17 protein-coding genes are annotated in these 15,671 nt (G+C 43.9%); 4 read left to right on the top strand and 13 right to left on the bottom strand.

Going from position 1 to position 15,671, the window contains the following annotated elements:
• Positions 1 to 8: 8 nt before the first annotated feature.
• Positions 9 to 1,223, bottom strand: a complete 1,215-nt coding sequence (locus SFC25_RS14700) for an ABC transporter permease (RefSeq protein ID WP_411216006.1) — start codon at positions 1,221 to 1,223, stop codon at positions 9 to 11.
• Positions 1,216 to 1,962 (bottom strand): ABC transporter ATP-binding protein, encoded by a 747-nt coding sequence (locus SFC25_RS14695; RefSeq protein ID WP_411216005.1) that lies wholly within the window; start codon positions 1,960 to 1,962, stop codon positions 1,216 to 1,218. Before SFC25_RS14695 ends, SFC25_RS14700 begins: the two co-directional genes overlap by 8 nt.
• 440 nt (positions 1,963 to 2,402) lie before the next feature.
• Here SFC25_RS14695 and SFC25_RS14690 point away from each other — a divergent pair, with 440 nt between their 5' ends.
• Positions 2,403 to 2,828 carry an HIT family protein gene (locus tag SFC25_RS14690; RefSeq protein WP_411216004.1) on the top strand — a complete coding sequence of 142 codons (426 nt, stop codon included), beginning with the start codon at positions 2,403 to 2,405 and terminating at the stop codon, positions 2,826 to 2,828.
• Between the two features lie 69 nt (positions 2,829 to 2,897).
• Positions 2,898 to 3,272, top strand: a complete 375-nt coding sequence (locus SFC25_RS14685; RefSeq protein ID WP_322787227.1) for a YtxH domain-containing protein — start codon at positions 2,898 to 2,900, stop codon at positions 3,270 to 3,272.
• A gap of 29 nt (positions 3,273 to 3,301) precedes the next feature.
• On the opposite strand, the gene SFC25_RS14680 is transcribed toward SFC25_RS14685, so the two are convergent.
• From SFC25_RS14680 to SFC25_RS14650, 7 genes are all read right to left on the bottom strand, one after another.
• Positions 3,302 to 4,228: a class F sortase gene (locus SFC25_RS14680; protein WP_411216003.1), complete on the bottom strand. Its 927-nt coding sequence runs from the start codon at positions 4,226 to 4,228 to the stop codon at positions 3,302 to 3,304.
• 65 nt (positions 4,229 to 4,293) lie between these two features.
• Positions 4,294 to 5,628 (bottom strand): copper amine oxidase, encoded by a 1,335-nt coding sequence (locus SFC25_RS14675; protein WP_411216002.1) that lies wholly within the window; start codon positions 5,626 to 5,628, stop codon positions 4,294 to 4,296.
• Between the two features lie 131 nt (positions 5,629 to 5,759).
• Positions 5,760 to 6,512, bottom strand: coding sequence for an anti-sigma factor (locus SFC25_RS14670; RefSeq protein WP_411216001.1), 753 nt, complete (start codon positions 6,510 to 6,512; stop codon positions 5,760 to 5,762).
• Between the two features lies 1 nt (position 6,513).
• Positions 6,514 to 7,065 (bottom strand): RNA polymerase sigma factor, encoded by a 552-nt coding sequence (locus SFC25_RS14665; RefSeq protein ID WP_102706741.1) that lies wholly within the window; start codon positions 7,063 to 7,065, stop codon positions 6,514 to 6,516.
• A 189-nt stretch (positions 7,066 to 7,254) separates the two neighbouring features.
• Complete coding sequence (locus SFC25_RS14660) at positions 7,255 to 8,142, bottom strand: glycine betaine ABC transporter substrate-binding protein (RefSeq protein WP_411216000.1); 888 nt, start codon at positions 8,140 to 8,142, stop codon at positions 7,255 to 7,257.
• A gap of 52 nt (positions 8,143 to 8,194) precedes the next feature.
• Positions 8,195 to 9,052 (bottom strand): ABC transporter permease, encoded by an 858-nt coding sequence (locus SFC25_RS14655; protein ID WP_411215999.1) that lies wholly within the window; start codon positions 9,050 to 9,052, stop codon positions 8,195 to 8,197.
• Entirely contained in the window at positions 9,045 to 10,241 is a 1,197-nt protein-coding gene (locus SFC25_RS14650) for a quaternary amine ABC transporter ATP-binding protein (protein ID WP_411216102.1), read from the bottom strand. The genes SFC25_RS14655 and SFC25_RS14650 overlap by 8 nt, the downstream gene beginning before the upstream one ends.
• 326 nt (positions 10,242 to 10,567) lie before the next feature.
• Here SFC25_RS14650 and SFC25_RS14645 point away from each other — a divergent pair, with 326 nt between their 5' ends.
• A complete protein-coding gene (locus SFC25_RS14645) occupies positions 10,568 to 11,005 on the top strand; it encodes a GbsR/MarR family transcriptional regulator (RefSeq protein WP_411215998.1) in 438 nt (145 codons plus the stop codon).
• 89 nt (positions 11,006 to 11,094) lie between these two features.
• Here the strand turns inward: SFC25_RS14645 and SFC25_RS14640 are convergent, their stop codons facing one another.
• The 4 genes from SFC25_RS14640 to SFC25_RS14625 form a co-directional block, all read right to left on the bottom strand.
• The gene (locus tag SFC25_RS14640) at positions 11,095 to 11,982 is read right to left on the bottom strand and encodes a glycine betaine ABC transporter substrate-binding protein (RefSeq protein ID WP_411215997.1); all 888 of its coding nucleotides are present in this window, start codon (positions 11,980 to 11,982) and stop codon (positions 11,095 to 11,097) included.
• A gap of 55 nt (positions 11,983 to 12,037) precedes the next feature.
• Positions 12,038 to 12,892 carry an ABC transporter permease gene (locus SFC25_RS14635; protein WP_411215996.1) on the bottom strand — a complete coding sequence of 285 codons (855 nt, stop codon included), beginning with the start codon at positions 12,890 to 12,892 and terminating at the stop codon, positions 12,038 to 12,040.
• Complete coding sequence (locus SFC25_RS14630; protein WP_411215995.1) at positions 12,885 to 14,081, bottom strand: quaternary amine ABC transporter ATP-binding protein; 1,197 nt, start codon at positions 14,079 to 14,081, stop codon at positions 12,885 to 12,887. Before SFC25_RS14630 ends, SFC25_RS14635 begins: the two co-directional genes overlap by 8 nt.
• Before the next feature lie 459 nt (positions 14,082 to 14,540).
• Positions 14,541 to 14,888: a DUF1878 family protein gene (locus SFC25_RS14625; RefSeq protein WP_411215994.1), complete on the bottom strand. Its 348-nt coding sequence runs from the start codon at positions 14,886 to 14,888 to the stop codon at positions 14,541 to 14,543.
• A 174-nt stretch (positions 14,889 to 15,062) separates the two neighbouring features.
• Here SFC25_RS14625 and SFC25_RS14620 point away from each other — a divergent pair, with 174 nt between their 5' ends.
• Entirely contained in the window at positions 15,063 to 15,599 is a 537-nt protein-coding gene (locus SFC25_RS14620) for a DUF3267 domain-containing protein (RefSeq protein WP_411215993.1), read from the top strand.
• Positions 15,600 to 15,671: the final 72 nt, after the last annotated feature.

Raw genomic sequence — 15,671 nt, 5'->3', positions numbered from 1 at the left:
ATCTCCCCCTATTTCAACCGTTTCGGTACATACATACGGACAAATCCGAGACCGAAGGCAAGTCCTGCAACAAGTGCCAAAGCGAAACCGACCACATCGACATGCAGAAGGAAAACAAGACTAAGCAGCACAGCTTGAATGATGGCCAGCTGCTGAAGAAGAGACAGTAACGCACGTTTGCGCGTGTCGCCAGCTACCGGATAAAGATCCATCCAGGCGATAGTACGGTGATGCTTCCACATACCTATTAACTGGAATCCTGTCAAATAAATGAATAACAAAGCAAACGCCAGCTGCACCCAAAGATTCGGAATGAAGTAAATGATAACTCCTGCCAAAATTGTCAGCCGAAGAAAGAGCCCGAAATAGTCCCCGCCTCTGACAAAAGTGACCCGGAACAAATAATCATATGTGTGTTTCTGTGCAAAAGGAACTCGCTTCGTGAAGAGATTGACAATAGACTGCCTTTTATGCACTTTTGTTTTCAAGTGCGGTACATCAGCAAATTGGTTCGCAATACGATAAAATGCCTGCATCCGTGCTTGATCTTTTTCAATCAGCAAGTCCCAAGCCAGCCCACCCTGCCTCCGGCTGATCGTATAGTCTACAAAAAGAAGTACGACAAACAGAACCGTCAAAACAGCAGCAGCGATGAAATTGCCTCGCAAGAACAACCAAAAGCTTCCGACATTCAGCACCAATCGAATTGTCTGCTCGATTCTTCTTATGTTGACATTTCGTATCTTCAGCATCCACCAATTCATGTGAAGATTCCAGAGCTTGAATACAAGCAGAACAACAAATACAAGCAGATAGGATGTAAAGCCCTCTCCTAAGTCTGCCGCAAAGAATAAAGGCGCCAGCGCCGCTGCAGCTAATATCAATAAGTAAAGCTGCGTAAAGAAACTGTAGCCGATCGTCAATTTGAAATAACGGTGCAGCTTAGGTTCAAGCGGCAGCAGGAATATCATATCTGCTTCTTTCAATAAAGTCCGCACAGGGCTGTAACTTGCCAGGAGGCCGAATACAGCACCAATTAATAGCGCAGCAGGAAAGTCCGGAGCTAATCCCTCAAGCCACTGCTGATAATAATAAGCGAGTCCCGAGATCAAAAATAGCATCGCTATCATCAGATGCTGGTTGAATATGTACCGCAAATAGCGATTCATTTCTTTCATATGCTCGGTAAGCCGCTGTTTGAAAAATGTTTCTGCATTAAACATGGCTGTCTTCTTCTTTCGTCAGCTGTACATACACATCATCCAGCGTGGCATCTCGCATGTCAAATTCATTGCGAAGCTCGTCCATTGTACCAGCCGCCCGGAGTTTTCCATCATGCAAAATGACAATACGATCGCAATAGCGCTCGGCTGTAGCCAGGATATGTGTCGACATGAGGACACCGGCACCGTTTTCCTTCGCCTGATTCATCAGCTGTAAATAGGATTGGATTCCCAGCGGGTCGAGTCCGACGAAGGGCTCGTCCACGATGTAAAGATCAGGCTCGACAAGGAAAGAACACATGATCATTACTTTCTGACGCATCCCCTTTGAAAAATGAATAGGGAACATCTTCAGTTTCTTTTCAAGCCGGAATTCCTTCAATAAAGGAGGAAGGCGTTTATCAAAGTCCTCCTTTGACAGATTATATGCTTGCGCAGTGAGTCGCAGATGGTCGTATAACGTCAATTCATCATACAGTACTGGCATTTCCGGTATATAGGAGAAATTGCTTCGATATGTTTCAGGTGAAGCAGCAAATGTGCTACCATTGATCTGGATGCTGCCGCCCTTCGGCTGCATAAGACCGATGATATGCTTGATTGTTGTACTTTTACCAGCTCCGTTGAGGCCTATGAGTCCGACGATTTCCCCTGCATCAACTTTGAACGATATATCGTGCAGGACATTTTTATGTGTATATCCACCTGTCAGTGAATCAATATGTAATAAAGGCTGCATTAACCTTTCCCCTTTCTAAAGCACGCTTCTGCTAAAAGTTTACCAAAGCACGCCGTATTTGCCAAAATAAAACGGTTATAACCTGCGCCAGCCTGCACATACTAATTTCGAAGCAAAGAAGTTGCCAAGGGGTTTCCAAAGCAGGACCCATTCTTAAAAAAATGAGGTGTTGGTAGGAGATACAGACCGCTACGTCCGAAAAGTAAGCTGATTTACATTTGTAAGCAAGCTGAAAGTGTACTGGCGCTAACTGCGTAAGCCGCTGTACAGTTCGAAATGGTTTTACTCTTGGCAACCTTGCTTCCAAGGCAGACACTCCCAAAACGCGAAGAATTCCAATATTCCGGCCGTTACGGGATGTCTGCCTATTTTATTCGACTTACTTTACAAGCATGTCCATTCCTTTATACAATATGTATACACGTTAAAGGAGTGATCGTATGCACGAAAAGGATTGCATCTTCTGTAAAATCGCTGCTGGTGAACTGCCATCTGCGAAAGTTTATGAGGATGAACACGTACTTGCTTTTATGGATATCGGCCAGGTGACGAAGGGGCATACCCTTATCATCCCGAAAACACATACGAAGAATATATACGAAACACCGCCTGAAGTGGCAAAAGAAGTATTTTCCCGAGTACCACAGATTGCCAATGCGATCAAGGAAGCGTTCCAGCCGGCTGGATTGAACGTGTTGAGCAATACAGAAGCTGCTGCAGGTCAAACCGTTTTCCATCTGCATGTGCATCTTATCCCGAGATATGGAAAAGGCGATGGCTTCCACGCTACCTTTGAACAGCATGACAATGTTGCCAGTGAACATCTTGGTGAATTGGCGGAAAAAATCAGCAGTAAAATCCAGTAAGATTGTCTCAATAGGTTTCACTGCTACATAGGAAGAGAAAATAGTATAATGAAGTAGGAAGGAGTGGATATGATGGCAAGTGGCAAATCAATCGCTTTAGGTATACTCGTAGGCAGCACAGTCAGCGCTGCAATCACGTTGCTGACTGCACCGTCCTCCGGCAGTGAACTGCGCGCAGATGCTAAACAGCGCAGTGACGAATGGAAGGTAACATTCAATAACTTGAAGAATGAAGGTACACAATTGAAAGAACAGATCGCCAGAACGTCTAAGGAAGGCGCTGTTATGTTCAAAGAATTATCGGCTGATGTTAAAACTTCTATTGATAGCTGGAAACGCACGGTTGAACCGCACCAAAAGAATATCCAGAAAAGCCTGTCTCAAATCGAGAAAAGCTTGAAAGAACTGGAAGAAAAAGCAAATCAAAAGAACGGCAACGAATAAAAAATGCTCTCCGTTATGGAGAGCATTTTTTATTTCATTTCATTCATTTCGGATTCTTGTTCGTCCATATCAACCGCCGTCACCGCATACGTCGCATCCTGATCATCAATTGAAATATTCTTCCGTTCAAAGGCAGCTACACTTGTAACTAGCTCTCTCTTTTCCCCATTCAATTTGTAGATACGATACCCAACAATATCTTCATCTCGTACCGCATGCCAGCTCAACGCGTTTGTACTCTTCTTTACCTCGGTAGGCGCTTGCGGCAGTTTTGGCTTATCTTGCTTAAGCTCTGTTGTCACAACCAGACGATCCGGATGTGTCTGCCGTTCATGGTCGAATGTGCCTGTACAAGTAATCAGATTCAGTATAGCCTTGTCTGATGCACCAAATATTTGTCTGATTGGTGCATCTTCAGCCGGATACGCATGCATCTCCTTCACAACAAAGGTCAGTTTCTTTCCATCCTTATCTGTAATGTACACTTCATCGCCCTCTTCCAGGTCGGTCAAGTAAAAAAACACTGCCGGTCCCTTCTTACTATCAACGTGGCCAGCGATGACAGAACTACCTGCACTGCCTGGTTCATAACCCGGCTCATACCATCCAGTAATATGATCGTCTGCCGGTACTTCCATCTCTCCGTTCTCCAGTTCCCCCTTCGGTTGTACAGTTGCATCAACATCAATTGCCGGAATTTCAATTCGATCCGGTACTATTCCTTCCATTTGCTTCTTTCTCTCTTCTCGAATTTGATCTAGCTTCTGACTCTGTTTTTCCAAAAGAGGAAATTCCGCAACCTTCTGATCTGAAAATTCATTTTCAGTACTCGTTTGTTCCGTTTTGGTTTCAGTTGTTGGCGGCGGCGCTGCCTGGCGCTGGAATGGATTCATCTTGAGAAGGAAAAAACCGATTACCAGAACACCTGTAATGAGATAAAGTATCGTCAATCGCATCGTATCACCTGCCTATAGCAGAAAGAAGAGAGGACCCACGCCTCTCTCCATTCTAGTGTTTTATTTTATTTTAATTTATTTGCTTTTCTTTGAATAAGGAATCCACTACCGACAACAAATAAACCAGCAGCAGTTACCCAAATGATAGATGCTGCGTGGTCATTGCCGTCGCCTAAGCCTGTATTCGGCATTGCTTCCGGCATGTTCTGACCCGCAAACATATCGGGGTTCTGTTTCACAATTGCATCGCTCAATGTCTGCCCTATTGTGAACATAAAAGCATATCCATCACGATATGTTTGATAAGATTGTTCATAATCACCAGCAACATGCTGTTCAAAAGTCATAATGACACTATTCTCATGCTGCATGATTGCGTCTTTGGCTGCATCCGCTGGTAAGTTTCCTTCTGTTGCAGTACCTAGGAATTCACCGAACTTTGACGCAAAATCATTTTCCAATCTGCTCTTCGCAGCATCGATAGCCTCTTGATCCTCATTTGCTACCGCGCTTGCCAAGTCACCTTGTGCATTGATGTGATCTGTTGTCCATATTTGTTCAAACTGATCCGCACCTTCATCACCATAAACAGAAGCGATAGCTGCTTTGAAGTCAGCTGTGTTCTGATCTTCAGCCCATGTCACGAAGTCATAATCCTCTGCTCCCATTGCTCCTTTAGCCAAACTCATTTCAGCTAAGGCGAAATGCTCAGCAGCTAATTTATTCATTGCTGAACGAAGATCTGCTGCTTGCGTATCAACTGCAGTGTTTTCGAATTTATCAGGGCTTTGTGCTGTAATCGCTCCGGACAACGCTTTACTGATATCGAAAATATTATCAAAGCCTTTTAAATAATCGGAATAAGCTGATTTATAATCACCTTCTACATACGCATCAAATGTATCCTGTACATAATCTTCATGTGCCTGTACAGCTTCAATTGCTGCTTCTTCCGGAAGATTGCCTTCTGTTGCTGTTGCCAGGAAGGATCCAAATTCATTTGCGAAATCCTCCACTTCCTGCTCCGCTTTTGCTTCAGCTTCCTCGTCTCCATCCCTTACAGCCTTAGCCAAGTCATCTGTATACATATTATGCGGAGTGAAAATGTCTTCGAATTGCTGAGCTGCTTCCTCACCATAAATCGATGCAATTACTGGAGTCATATCTTCTCCGTTCTGTTCTAATGCCGCTTGCGCCGCAGCTGCATCTGGCGCACCATCATACGTTTTCATCATGGATTCCACCGCAAGTGTATAATGTTCGGAAAGTAAATGATCCAAATTCGCTCGCAGGTCAGCTGCGGGTGTAGTAACTGTTGGAGCTTCTTCCGCTTGTACGCCGACGGCCGGGAAAACAAGTGCAAGTCCTAGTGCTGGTGCCAGTAATTTTTTCATTTTCATGTGTATCTCTCCCTTTTTGTATTGAAAGACTTTCCTTTCTCTATAACTGGCTAACGCATAGAGTTCTAAAGTGGATCACTATTTTTTTAAAAAAATAAAAAAAGCTGCATCATGTATGATGCAGCTCTCCTTTATGTCAATGGAGCACTCAATAACATATCACCCTGCGGTGTTTCGCTTTCTGGTGTAGGTTCCTTTGTTATAGCTACAGTATCCCAATCTTGCAATTCTTCATCCAAACTGAAGGAAACTGCTCCTTTTCCTTCGGTATCCGGAAGAAAAGTACCTGCACGAGATGGGACGCCATCTTTGAGGAGCCACACCTGATAGGCTTCTTCTCCTTCGAGCGCCTCCAGATTAGCTGCCTGTACGATTAATTCACCTCGCTCACCCTGACCTACGATCGCTGCACTGCCTTGAGCTTCATACCCCTCACTGGCAGCCAAATCGACAGCCTTCCGTGTTTCATCCAAATCAATCGTCCGTTCTTCTGGTATATCATCTTCAGTATTTTCCCTCTCATTCATAACCAAATAAACATTACCAAGTAGAGATGCCGCTAAAGCTGCGGCTAGAACCGGCATGACAATTCGACGCTTCTGCCGTTTCGAAGTATCAGTTGATTGTGGAATAACTGTCTTAACAGAATTGCTCTCTCCATGCTCCTCGGAAAAGATATGATCCAATACACGATTCTTCATACCTGCAGGGGGGGTAACTGCTTCCGATGCATACGGCAAATCATCCATCATTTGCTGCAGTTCTTCTAATTCTTCCCGACAAGAAGGACAAGTTGCCAAGTGCTTTTCAAATTCAGCAGATTCTTCGTTTGTCAGCTGTCCATTCAAGTAATCCAATAGCCGTTCACAATTGTTTTCTTGCATCCTATACCCCCCCTTTCTCTTTCACCAATTTGCTTTTCATATGTTTTAAAGCCAAACGGACACGCCCTTTGACCGTACCGAGCGGAATATCCAGCTGACGTGACAGCTCTGCTTGAGAATATCCTTTGTAATACAGCATTTCGATAATTTGCTGCTGCTCCTTGCTCAAATCTCCCATCGCCTTTCGCAGAATCTCACCTTTTTCTTTCCACTCCACAATGTCTTCTACTACATCCTGATCTGCTTTATCGTCGTTCTTTTCTTCAACTGGTGCCGGGGCCCGCTGCTTCTTCCTGATCAAATCGATACAGGTATGTCTGGTAACCGTCAGCAGCCAAGAAGAGAACTTCCCTTTTTGCTCGCTATAAATATCTCGCTTCGTCCAAAGCTTCAAGAATACTTCTTGCACCGCTTCTTCTGCGATTTCCTGCTGCTGAGTCATGCGGAAGGAGAAGGAGTAAATCAGTTTTTCGTATTTATCATATAGCGTTTCGAGCGCTTGCTTGTCCCCTTGCTGAGTCATGGTATATAACTCAACATCATTTCGACTCATAGCTGCTCCTCATTTCATAAGTAGAATATCTTCCTTGCATAGCGTACCAAAATTCATGTGAAGTAGATAGTCTGTAAGCTAACGGCCGACAGTGACTTTTGGATCACTATACTGTTAATGTAGACCTTCATAATTCTTGTTTATAGGAAAAACCCCTTCCAAAGGGAAGAGGTTTTTCCTATAATTCATTTATTTCGCTTCCAGATCCTCAATAGAATCTGCATCTACATAGTTTGGAACAACTAATCCAGTTTTCGCACCTTCCAAGTTAGGTCCCAAATCGACAACTTGATCCTTGTATTGCCCATACAGATCACCGTGGGTTGTGGGCAGCCAAGCTGCTACCATGGCATCAGCTTCTCCGTTGGCAATCGACTGCCACATAACTGCATTATCAAGCGGGGTAATGGAAGTATTATAGCCCAAGTCGTCCAGTACAACTTTCATCACATTCGTAGAAGCAACTTCAGAATCCCACTCCACATATGCGAGGCTGACCTCCTGGCCGCTACCTTCCTCTGCTCCTTCTGTCCATTCAGCTACATGATCAGCGTGTCCATCAACCCAATTCCGGGCAGCTTCTGCTGGATCCGTACCTTCACTAACTTCCAGCATGACTTCTCCCATATCGTCCGTCGACCAGTTGAATTGATCAAGCACTGTGTTAGCACCTGGTACATCATCAGCAAATCCTTGGCGCGTCATCGTGTTGATTGTTTCTTCACTTCCGAATGAACCCTTCGGATCTTCGAGGTATTTCAGATCATACTTACTGAACATCCAATGCGGAGTCCAACCAGTAATGATGATCGGTTCTTCATCCTTGATAGCCTCACCTAGAGTTGTAGCCATGGCACCGCTGGAGGATGGCTGCAATGTCCAACCATTCAGCTGGTCATACTCTTCGATTGCTCTTTCAGTTGCACTCATAACACCTGCTCCAGCTTCGATTCCAGTAATTGTGTAATCTACTTGTTCGCTGAAGCTGTCTGAACTAGAACTGTCATTACCGCACCCTGCTGCCACTAATGTCAACGCTAGCCCTGCTGCTGCACCTAATGTTTTCCACTTTTTCATGTAATCGAACTCCCCTTTTCCTTTAGTTATTGAAAGCCTGTTTCAGGCTATATCACTTATTTGATCTATCTTTGTAGATGTTCTGTGTAAAACGGTCAATGATGATTGCAAGTACTACGATGCTTAGCCCCGCTACGAAACCAGGACCAACCTGTGCTCGCTGTAAGGAAGACAGTACTTCACGGCCAAGACCTGGTGCACCAATCATGGATGCGATTACGACCATGGAAAGAGCCAGCATAACAGTTTGGTTGATACCAGCCATGATTGTGTACTTCGCCATCGGCAATTCCACTTTAAATAGCTTCTGTGGTCCTGTTGAACCGAAGGCATCTGCCGCCTCTACCAGCTCCTCCGAAACTTGGCGGATACCAAGATTCGTGAAACGGACAGTTGGAGGTGTTGCAAAAATCAGGGAAGCAAAAATACCCGGTACAACCCCGATGCTGAAGAAAGCAACTGCGGGAATTAAATAGACGAAGGCAGGCATTGTCTGCATGAAGTCAAGAATCGGCGTGATGATCGTTTGCGCAATTTTACTTTTGGACATCAGGATACCAATCGGAATACCGATGATAATGCACAAAATACTGGATGTCAGTACAAGTGTAAACGTATCAATCAATTGATCCCATAACCCTTGATTCCAAATGAACAGCAATCCTACAATACTGAATATTGCTAATCCGAATTTCTTACCTGTCATGAAGAAGGCCAATATTGCGACTAGCAAAATGAAAATGACAGGAGGAATAGCATCGAGACCTGATGTGATTACATCCATTAAATCTCCTAGTCCATCCTTAATTGGATCGAACAAGAAAGCAAATGTATCTGTTAGCCAACTAACAAAATCAGTTGTCCATTCTGCAACTGGCAAAGCCTCTATATTTTCCATAAAATTAAGCATTCCCGTTCACCTCACCCTCACCAGCAAGCGCACCGATAACTGCACCTCTGACGATAATTCCTAATAGCTTGCCGTTCTCCGTGACTGCTAACGGAACCGGCGAATCGTGGATGACCGCGAACAAGTCATGCAGCGGTGTGTCCTTCTCTACTGTCGGCACATCTCGCTGGATAATTTCCGATAGGTTTTTCACTTCGTTCTTTCTGGCTTCATTCGCTGCATCGGCAGTGATGATTCCTTGCAGTGCTCTTTTGCTATCGACAACCAGGATGCTCGACAGACCTGCTTCCCTCATACGCTCCAATGCCACACGAGGTCCATGTTTTTCTATGTTGACAGTTTCTGGTCTTTTCATGATCTGCTGAGCAGTGAGTACTTTCGCGCGATCCACATCTTCGACGAACTTCTCGACATAACTATTGGCCGGATTCATGAGGATTTCTTCAGGCGTACCGATTTGGACAATGTTTCCGTCTTTCATCAATGCGATGCGGTCACCGATACGGAGTGCCTCGTCCAAATCATGTGTGATGAATAAGATCGTTTTTTTCATTGTTTCTTGCAGGTCCAATAGTTCATCTTGCATATCTTTCCGGATAAGCGGATCCAAGGCAGAAAAAGCTTCATCCATCAGCATCACTTCAGGATCATTTGCCAGCGCACGTGCCAGTCCGACACGCTGCTGCATCCCTCCGGATAATTGATCTGGATATTGGTCAAGATAGCTTCCCAGTCCAACAAGCTCCAAGGATGTCTTCGCTTTTTCGCTTCTTTCTTGTTTGCTCATTCCTTGCACTTCCAGTCCATATTCTGCATTCTGCAAAATCGTTCTGTTCGGAAATAATCCGAATCGCTGGAATACCATACTCAGCTTTTGCCGGCGTACTCGGCGAAGCTCCTTCTTATCCATCTTCGCTAAGTTTTCTCCATCAATATAAACATCGCCTGTTGTAGGCTCGATCAGGCGGTTGATCAGACGGACCAATGTCGATTTACCACTCCCTGAAAGACCCATGATGACGAAGATTTCACCCGCTTCCACTTCGAATGATGCACGATTCACACCAACTGTGCTTCCAGTTTCTTTTAAAATCTCTTCCTTTGTCTTGCCGGCTTCTGCCAATTGCAATGCAGCCTTCGTATTCTTACCGAATACCTTGGAGAGATTTTCTACTTTTATAATCGGCACAGCATTCACCTCTTTTTTCTGTAACATGATTGTCATCATTAAGATAACTCTTTGTAACAATGACTCGACTCAATTTATGTTAAAGAAAAAGTTCATACAACACAAACTCTATAAATTGTCATTTCAGTCCATAAAGTTCGTACAGAATATACTGAACAAACTTTAACGGCACTTTTCCTCCTATTTCCTCCTTTATGCTCTTAAATGCTGTGTAAGATAGCAGTTCCTTTAACCTTTCATATCATGTAAGCTTAGTACAACTGCAAGGGTAAGGGGAGGTAACAACTATAGTGAATGAAAGAATTTCATCATACGAGGCGCTTATAATGGAATTGACGAGGACAGGTGAAATGTTTCGTTTGTCAGCCACTGAGGCCCGGCTGCTTGCCGTGTTATATATTGAGAACCGTTCACTTACCTTGGATCAAATGGCAAAGTTCATCGGAAAAAGTAAAACAGCTGTAAATATAGCTATCCGTAATTTATCTCACTTGGAACTCGTTGATCGTGTGTGGGTCAAAGGCTCAAGGAAGGATTATTATACGAATGTCGAGCCTTTATATAAAAAGCTGATGACACTGCAAGTCAAACAATGGCATACCCAGACAAACCGGCAGTTTGAAGCTATGGAGCAGTTAAGACAGACCATTCCGGAAGATGATCCCGATTGGAAGCATATGCAGGAGAAACTATCCAGCAGCCTTCAATTCCACGAGGACGCAGCTGCAATACTCGAAAAAATAACCGCTACCAGCTCGAGCTGATAGCGGTTTAATTTGGAATCTTTATTTTATCCGTTCAGAAATATTCATTCTATTGAAAAACCCCTTCCTATAGGAAGGGGTCTCCATAATCAATCTTTAGGCTGCAAATCTTCGATAGAATCTGCATCTACATAACTAGGAACGACTAAACCAGTTCTTGCACCTTCGAGGCTGGCACCCAAATCAACAATTTGATCCTTATATTCCTCGTAAAGATCACCATGCGTCGTAGGCAGCCATGCGGATGCTGTTGCATCTGCCTCGCCCTGCGCCACTGCCTGCCACATGATAGCATTATCAAGCGGAGTTATCTCTGTTTTATAGCCTAAATCATCCAAGACAACTTTCAAGACATTAGTAGATGCAACCTCGGAATCCCATTCTACATAAACCAGACTTACTTCCTGTCCAGTGCCTTCTTCAGCACCCTTTGTCCATTCCGACACCTTATCAGCGTGCGCATCTACCCATTTTCGTGCTGCTTCTGCCGGATCAGCTCCATTATTTATCTCCAGCATCACTTCTTCCATATCCTCAACATCCCAGTTAAACTGATCAAGGACCTTATTGGCACCAGGTATATCATCTGCAAAACCTTGGCGTGTGAGTGTATGAAGGGCTTCTGCTCCGCCGTAGGAGCCTTTTGGATCTTCCAGATATTTAAGGTCATATTTCGCGAACATCCAGTGCGGGGTCCAGCCTGTGATAATAATCGGCTTCTTGTCCTCGATAGCATCATCCAGCGCAATTGTCATAACACCACTTGAAGACGGCATGATCTCCCAGCCGTCAAGCTGATAGTCTTCAAATGCCTTTTCCGTTGCCTTCATGACGCCGGCACCCGCTTCGATACCTGTTACTGTGTAATCCACTTGCTGACTGAGGCTGTCTGAGCTGGAGCTTTCATTTCCGCAGCCTGCTGCTACCAGTGTCATTGCCAGACCAGCTGCGACACCTAGTGTTTTCCACTTCTTCATGTAACCGAACTCTCCTTTTATCACCTAACGGAAAGCCTGTTACAGGCTTTATCAGTTATTTTGATTTGTTCTTATAAATGTTTTGTGTAAACCGGTCAATGATGATAGCCAGCACAAAAATACAGAGTCCAGCTACGAATCCAGGACCAACCTGTGCACGCTGCAAGGATGCCAATACTTCACGGCCAAGACCAGGTGCACCGATCATGGAAGCAATAACGACCATGGATAGAGCAAGCATAACCGTTTGGTTGACACCTGCCATGATTGTGTATTTTGCCATAGGCAGCTCTACTTTGAATAACTTCTGCGGTCCAGTCGATCCGAAAGCATCCGCTGCTTCGACTAACTCATCGGATACTTGGCGAATACCAAGATTCGTAAAACGGACTGTTGGCGGTGTTGCAAATACCAGGGAAGCAAAAATACCCGGAACAACACCAATACTGAAGAAAGCAACAGCTGGAATCAGGTAAACGAAAGCTGGCATTGTTTGCATAAAGTCCAGTATAGGTGTAATGATAGTTTCGGCAATCTTACTTTTTGCCATTAGGATACCAATCGGGATACCGATGATGACACAAAGGATACTGGCAGTCAGCACAAGTGTGAACGTTTCAATCAGCTGACCCCAAAGATCTTGATTCCAGATAAACAATAAACCAATAATGCTGAATATCGCTAAACCAAATTTCTTCCCAGTCATGAAAAAGGCCAATATAGCAACAACCAAAATGAAAATAACTGGAGGAATGGCAGACAAGCCATCCGTAATGATGCTCATGAAGCTTCCCAAACCTTCCTTGATCGGATCGAATAAGAAGGCAAATGTATTTGTCATCCAGTCGACGAAAGTAGTCATCCACTCTCCAACTGGTATTGTATTAATATTTTCCATGAAATTAAGCATGGTCATTCACCTCGCCCTCACCAGCAAGCGCACCGATAACAGCACCTCTGACGATAATTCCCAATAACTTTCCGTTCTCTGTGACTGCTATCGGAATTGGCGAATCATGGATGACTGCGAATAAGTCATGCAGCGGTGTATCCTTTTCCACTGTCGGTACATCCCGCTGAATGATTTCTGATAGATTTTTCACTTCGTTCTTTCTAGCTTCATTCGCTGCATCAGCCGTAATGATCCCTTGCAGCATGCGTTTGCTATCCACCACAAAGATACTGGATAGACCTGCTTCACGCATGCGCTCAAGCGCAACACGAGGACCATGCTTATCTATATTGACTGTTTCTGGTCGTTTCATGATTTGGTGGGCATTAAGTACTTTTGCCCGGTCAACGTCCTCAACGAATTTCTCAACAAATTTATTTGCCGGATTGATAAGTATTTCCTCAGGCGTACCGATTTGAACGATATGACCGTCCTTCATCAAGGCGATGCGATCACCAATGCGGAGTGCCTCATCTAAATCATGCGTGATAAACAGGATCGTCTTCTTCATTGTTTCCTGCAAATCCAATAACTCATCCTGCATATCTTTGCGTATAAGTGGATCAAGTGCTGAGAAAGCTTCATCCATCAGCATCACCTCGGGATCATTTGCCAGTGCACGTGCCAGTCCGACACGCTGCTGCATCCCTCCGGATAATTGATCTGGATATTGGTCAAGATAGCTTCCCAAACCAACAAGCTCCAAGGACTCTTTCGCTTTTTTCGTTCTTTCCTGTTTGCTGATTCCTTGTACTTCCAATCCGTATTCTGTATTCTGCAGAATCGTGCGGTTCGGGAATAGACCGAATCGCTGGAATACCATGCTCAGCTTTTCCCGGCGAACACGGCGGAGTTCCTTTTTGTCCATCTTCGCCAGATTTTCTCCATCAATATAAATGTTACCTGTTGTCGGTTCGATCAGACGATTAATGAGTCGAACCAAAGTGGATTTACCACTTCCTGAAAGACCCATGATAACGAAGATTTCACCGGCTTCTACTTCAAATGATGCGCGATTGACACCAACTGTGCTTCCTGTTTCTTTTAGAATCTCCTCTTTTGTCTTACCGGCTTCCGCTAATTGCAGAGCAGTCTTTGTATTTTTTCCGAATACTTTAGAAAGATTTTCTACTTTGATAATCGGCACAGTATTCACCTCTTTTTCACTAGTCTTCTGTAACTTATCTGTAATAATTAGGAATATTTTCCCATAGCGTTGTTTCGACCCTATTAATACTAAACATAAAAAACAAACAAATCAAACAAAATGAATCGTTGTATCTGAACGTATAGTACGTACAGAATATACTGTACAAAGTATACGTTTGTTTTGCATCTATTTACGCCAAAATGCTCCTATATGCTGTGAGATAGTATATTTTCGTTTCATGAAGGGTTCACGCAATTCAAAGAAAAAGCAACATGAATGGCGCTGTTTTCCTGTCTGTTACAGAGACTTCCTTGACGGCTATATTATATGTAGAAAATCGTCCAATCACTCTATAGCAGCGTGCAAATTAAATGGACAGGATTAGATTTTCACTCAAATAACTATCCCTTACCCTAACCAGGCTGTTGATAAAAAAATAACCGCCATCAGCTCATGCTAATAGCGGTTTTTCATATCCAATAAAATCAGTTCATCTACCAGACCTTTATATGTATCATCCTGCTTCTCCTCACGAAGTGCCAGCAGCACATCCCAATAATACAGCTTCTCGGGCAGCATACCGACGAATTCCAGGAGCAGCGACGTGTAATCAAGCAAGCCTTCTTCCTTTTGCTCCTTATATAAGCGGTTAAGCCGCTGGAGCATTTTCAGGACAGCAGCATACTCCTCCTCATTTATATTCCGTTCAATGAGAAGCTTACGAAAAGGGTATTTATCCAACACTCCAGTCTCTGCAATCAAATGCAGATGAAAAGACAGCGTACTCTTTTTTTCTTCCTCCATAAAAACGCTTCCTTTGTCTCTCAAACTGACCGTTTCCTATGAACGGATCTTGTTCTTATATTTTAAAGTAAAATTTCCAGGAAAGCTATTGATTTTCCCGATCAAACGTACTATTATCTCTTAAGTGAAGAAAGCTCACCCTATTTTTAAGTCAACTGAAGGGAGCAACCGGACATGAATTGCTGGAGAAGTGTCGATGTGAAGAAAGATCTCGGTACCAATCGGATATGCCTTATTTCCTCGATGATCGGAATTCTGACTTTCATCATTCTTTATCCGATGCTGACGCTGATCCATCCAAAAATGGAAATGAAAGAAACAGGTCTCATACTTGTATTAATTTCTCTATATTTACTTCCATTCATCCACGGGATCACGCATTTGATTCCTTTTTGGATGACAGGGAAGCGCTGTGAGTATAAACTGCATTGGCTCGGACAATTTATCCCGAACCTGCATTTCAAGGTCAGGAATGAAACAAGCCGCATTATTCCGTTTATTTCCTTGATCATGCCGACTGTACTAATTACACTGCCCTTGCTTGCGGCGGCGATTTTCATGGATACAATGCCTATCTATTATATCCTTCTTATCAGTGTGAATGCAGCTATGACATTTTCAGACGGCTTTTACCTTTCTAACTTATTGCAGGCGCCGCGAAAGTGTGTCATTGCAGGAACAGACAAAAGCTATGATATTTTAGTTAAATGACGCTCCCTCCTGGAGCGTTTTTACATATGGAAAAACTGTGGAATTGCCTCCACAGGTTGCCTTTTACCCTTG

Source organism: Terribacillus saccharophilus (genome assembly GCF_046592595.1).
GTDB classification, from domain to species: Bacteria; Bacillota; Bacilli; order Bacillales; family Amphibacillaceae; genus Terribacillus; species Terribacillus saccharophilus_C.
This window is presented reverse-complemented; position numbering and strand designations above follow the sequence as displayed.

Excerpts from the sequence above, each read along its gene's own strand:
- SFC25_RS14700 (WP_411216006.1), bottom strand. The coding sequence starts at position 1,223 with ATGTTTAATGCAGAAACATTTTTCAAACAGCGGCTTACCGAGCATATG.
- SFC25_RS14695 (WP_411216005.1), bottom strand. The coding sequence starts at position 1,962 with ATGCAGCCTTTATTACATATTGATTCACTGACAGGTGGATATACACAT.
- SFC25_RS14690 (WP_411216004.1), top strand. The coding sequence starts at position 2,403 with ATGCACGAAAAGGATTGCATCTTCTGTAAAATCGCTGCTGGTGAACTG.
- SFC25_RS14685 (WP_322787227.1), top strand. The coding sequence starts at position 2,898 with ATGATGGCAAGTGGCAAATCAATCGCTTTAGGTATACTCGTAGGCAGC.
- SFC25_RS14680 (WP_411216003.1), bottom strand. The coding sequence starts at position 4,228 with ATGCGATTGACGATACTTTATCTCATTACAGGTGTTCTGGTAATCGGT.
- SFC25_RS14675 (WP_411216002.1), bottom strand. The coding sequence starts at position 5,628 with ATGAAAATGAAAAAATTACTGGCACCAGCACTAGGACTTGCACTTGTT.
- SFC25_RS14670 (WP_411216001.1), bottom strand. The coding sequence starts at position 6,512 with ATGCAAGAAAACAATTGTGAACGGCTATTGGATTACTTGAATGGACAG.
- SFC25_RS14665 (WP_102706741.1), bottom strand. The coding sequence starts at position 7,065 with ATGAGTCGAAATGATGTTGAGTTATATACCATGACTCAGCAAGGGGAC.
- SFC25_RS14660 (WP_411216000.1), bottom strand. The coding sequence starts at position 8,142 with ATGAAAAAGTGGAAAACATTAGGTGCAGCAGCAGGGCTAGCGTTGACA.
- SFC25_RS14655 (WP_411215999.1), bottom strand. The coding sequence starts at position 9,052 with ATGCTTAATTTTATGGAAAATATAGAGGCTTTGCCAGTTGCAGAATGG.
- SFC25_RS14645 (WP_411215998.1), top strand. The coding sequence starts at position 10,568 with ATGGAATTGACGAGGACAGGTGAAATGTTTCGTTTGTCAGCCACTGAG.
- SFC25_RS14640 (WP_411215997.1), bottom strand. The coding sequence starts at position 11,982 with ATGAAGAAGTGGAAAACACTAGGTGTCGCAGCTGGTCTGGCAATGACA.
- SFC25_RS14635 (WP_411215996.1), bottom strand. The coding sequence starts at position 12,892 with ATGCTTAATTTCATGGAAAATATTAATACAATACCAGTTGGAGAGTGG.
- SFC25_RS14625 (WP_411215994.1), bottom strand. The coding sequence starts at position 14,888 with ATGGAGGAAGAAAAAAAGAGTACGCTGTCTTTTCATCTGCATTTGATT.
- SFC25_RS14620 (WP_411215993.1), top strand. The coding sequence starts at position 15,063 with ATGAATTGCTGGAGAAGTGTCGATGTGAAGAAAGATCTCGGTACCAAT.